This is a genomic window from Streptomyces hirsutus (genome assembly GCF_001418415.1).
Lineage (GTDB): Bacteria > Actinomycetota > Actinomycetes > Streptomycetales > Streptomycetaceae > Streptomyces > Streptomyces hirsutus.
Window position 1 is genome coordinate 1 of sequence record NZ_LIQT01000383.1, and the last position, 3,053, is coordinate 3,053.

The window sequence follows — 3,053 nt, forward strand, 5'->3', positions numbered from 1 at the left end:
CGGGACCCCGTTCGCGTGGCCCCGTTCGCCGTGTGGCGGTTCTGCCGTGCGGCCGGCCCGCCGTGCGCTCTCCCGGGCTTCAGGAGACCGCGCTGCGCAGTCCCTTCGTGCCGGTCTCCGCCTCTGCCTTTTTGTCGGCCGGCTCCGGCTCGTCGTGCGCCGTCAGGTCGATGACCTGGCCGACGTCCCGCGCGTCCTCGGCCGGCCCGAACTCCGGCTCGGCCTCGGCCCGGTGCCGGGCCGGCGCCTCCTCCTCGGCCGCCTCCGCCGCCTCGGCCGCCTCCGCCTCGTTCTGCGTGCCGAAGAAGTCGAAGGTGCCGTCGGACACCGGGCGCCGCACGGGCTCGGTCGGCGGTGCCACCGCGACCGCGGTCGGCACGGTGAAGTGCCCGGGGGGCCGCCGCACGGAACTGCCGGGCAGGGGCGGCGGAGCAGGCAGGGCGGGCTGCGCGGACTGGGCCGGCTGCTCGGGCGGGGTGCCGGTGTCCGAACCGTCCGAGCCGTCCGAGCCGGAGGAGGCGGTCGCGCGCCCGTGCTCGGCAACCGCCCGGGGCTGCCCCTCCGCCCCGTCCTCCCGCGGCTGCTGCGGCTTCCTCGCCCTGGGGGGCTCGGGACCGTCGTCCTCGGGGGTGCCGCCGCTCCGGGGGGACCCGGCGGGGTCCCCGGGCCGGGTGTCCTCCCTCGCGGACACGGAGGCACCGCCCTTCGCCGAGTGGTCGCCCTGAGGGGTGCCGGCGTCGGTCGGCGCATCGTCGGCCGTCGTCTCCGCGGCCTCCGCTTCGGTCACATCGGTCGTACCGGCCGCGTCGGTCGTACCGGCCGCGTCGGTCGCACCGGCCGCGTCGGTCGCGTCGGTCGCACCGGCGGCACCGGTGACGTCCCGCGCGGGGCGTTCGTCCCCCTCGCCGTGGGCGGCGAGCCGTGCCAGTGCCGCGTCGGCCCGCAGGAACAGCGTGGACCCCGCCGGCGAGAAGACCCGGGGGGCCGCGGGCCGCCCGGCCTCCTCCCCGCCGTCCGCGGGTGCCTCGGACTCGGGTGCGGTCGTCCCCTCCTCGGGTCCGCCCGCGGTTGCGCCCTCGGTCCCGGCCGCCGGCACGGTCGCCTCGTCGTCGGGCACGGCACCGGACTCGGGGGCCGACGGTCCCGCCGTCAGCGCGCGGGCCGGGACCGCCGCCTCGATCTCGAGCACCCGGCGCTCCTCCAGGACCGTCGCCCGGTCGGTCTCCGCCGCGGCGTACCGCCTGAGCAGTGTCGCGTGCTCGTTGCGCAGCCCGGCCAGCTCCGAGCGCTTGGCGCGCAGCCGGTGCTCCAGCTTGAGGCGCAGCTCGCGCGACTCCTCGAGGTCGGACTCCAGTTCGGCGACCCGTTCCTCGAAACGCCACTCGTCACTGGCACGCGCGCGCGTGAGGTCGGCGACCTGCTTGCCGGCCTGGGCGTCCCAGTGCCGCATGACGACCGCACCGAGGATCGCCACGGCCGCCGCGGCAGCGGCCAGGAGGCGAAGCGTCATCGGTTGTGTGAACACCCAGGGCCCCAGGGCGCAGACGAGCGAGACGCCTGCGATCGCCGACGGGGGCAACATCCTGTGCAGGGGCGGGGAATGACGGTGACGTCCACGTGGCATGGCCAGAAACTTACCGCGCGTAGGGGAATGTTGGAGCCCCGCCCCGTAAAAACAAAGCCGTACCGGGGCTTTCACAGGCAACGGGGAACTCCGCCGAACCGTGAATAGACCCGCGCCGCAATTATCAAGATCATTTTCTGGGCGGAAAGCCGGTTCCGTCACCTCCCCCGCCCCTCGGCGGATCACCTCCCGCACCGGTGACGAGCCGTCCCGAGCCGGGCCCGGACCCGTTACGCACCGCCCCTGCGGCGCCCAGTGATCCACTCGGGCTTCCGCCCCAAAAAAACCTACTCCAGGGTAAGGAAGTCGCGCCCGAGCCGTACCCGAGTCGCGTCCCGAGGCGCCCCCATCCCGCTCCCGCCGCTTTCCGGGATGCCCGGCGAGATCCGGATACGCCCCGGCCCTCTCGCGCCCGCCGGAAATACCGGGTCGCGGTCCGGCTCCGGGGCTCCGGTCTCCCGGACCCGGGTCACGAGATCCCGCAGCAGGCTTCCGGCCGCGTCCCCCGGATCCAGGTGCTTCCCGGCCCCGTCCTGGGCCTACGCTGAACATATGAGCAACAGGAGCGGACACCTTCACGTCTCGGGCCTCCCCCACTGGGGCCGCTGCGCGGTCATGGGCGTCGTGAACGTGACGCCCGACTCCTTCTCCGACGGCGGCCGCTGGTTCGACACGACGACCGCCGTCAAGCACGGCCTCGACCTGGTCGCCCAGGGCGCCGACCTGATCGACGTCGGCGGGGAGTCCACCCGTCCCGGTGCCACACGTGTGGACGAGGCCGAGGAACTCAAGCGCGTCATCCCCGTGGTCCGGGGGCTCGCCTCCGAGGGCGTCACGATCTCCGTCGACACCATGCGCGCCTCCGTCGCCGAGCAGTCCCTCGCGGCGGGCGCCGCACTCGTCAACGACGTCAGCGGCGGTCTCTCCGACCCCGGCATGATCCCCGTGGTCGCCGACGCCGGCGCCCCCTTCGTCGTCATGCACTGGCGCGGCCTGCTGGAGGGCGGCAACGTGAAAGGCGTGTACGACGACGTCGTCACCGAGGTCGTCGACGAACTCCGCACGCGCGTGGACGCCGTGCTGGAGGGCGGCATCGCCGCCGACCGCGTGATCGTCGACCCCGGGTTCGGCTTCTCCAAGGGAGCCGACCACGACCTCGCCCTCCTCGCCCGTCTCGACCGGCTCCGGGCGCTCGGCCACCCGCTGCTCGTGGCCGCGTCCCGCAAGAGGTTCCTCGGCCACGTCCTGGCCGGCCCCGACGGCGCGCCACCGCATGACGACGAAGGGGGCGCCGGCGTCGGCGACCACGGGGATCATGCCGGGGTCGGAGAGACCGCCGCTGACGTCGTTGACGAGTGCGGCGCCCGCCGCGAGGGACTGCTCGGCGACGGAGGCGCGCATGGTGTCGACGGAGATCGTGACGCCCTCG

1 protein-coding gene and 2 pseudogenes are annotated in these 3,053 nt (G+C 74.6%); 1 reads left to right on the top strand and 2 read right to left on the bottom strand.

What is annotated here, in order from left to right; translation table 11 throughout:
- Positions 1–79 precede the first annotated feature (79 nt).
- A complete protein-coding gene (locus AOK11_RS26890) occupies positions 80–1,582 on the bottom strand; it encodes a coiled-coil domain-containing protein (RefSeq protein ID WP_055596310.1) in 1,503 nt (500 codons plus the stop codon).
- A gap of 594 nt (positions 1,583–2,176) precedes the next feature.
- Between AOK11_RS26890 and folP the strand changes: the two are divergent.
- Positions 2,177–2,896: pseudogene (folP, locus tag AOK11_RS26895) on the top strand (dihydropteroate synthase); the annotation flags it as partial.
- 48 nt (positions 2,897–2,944) lie between these two features.
- Here folP and AOK11_RS46850 read toward each other — a convergent pair.
- Positions 2,945–3,025, bottom strand: a pseudogene (locus AOK11_RS46850) (hypothetical protein); the annotation flags it as partial.
- Positions 3,026–3,053: the final 28 nt, after the last annotated feature.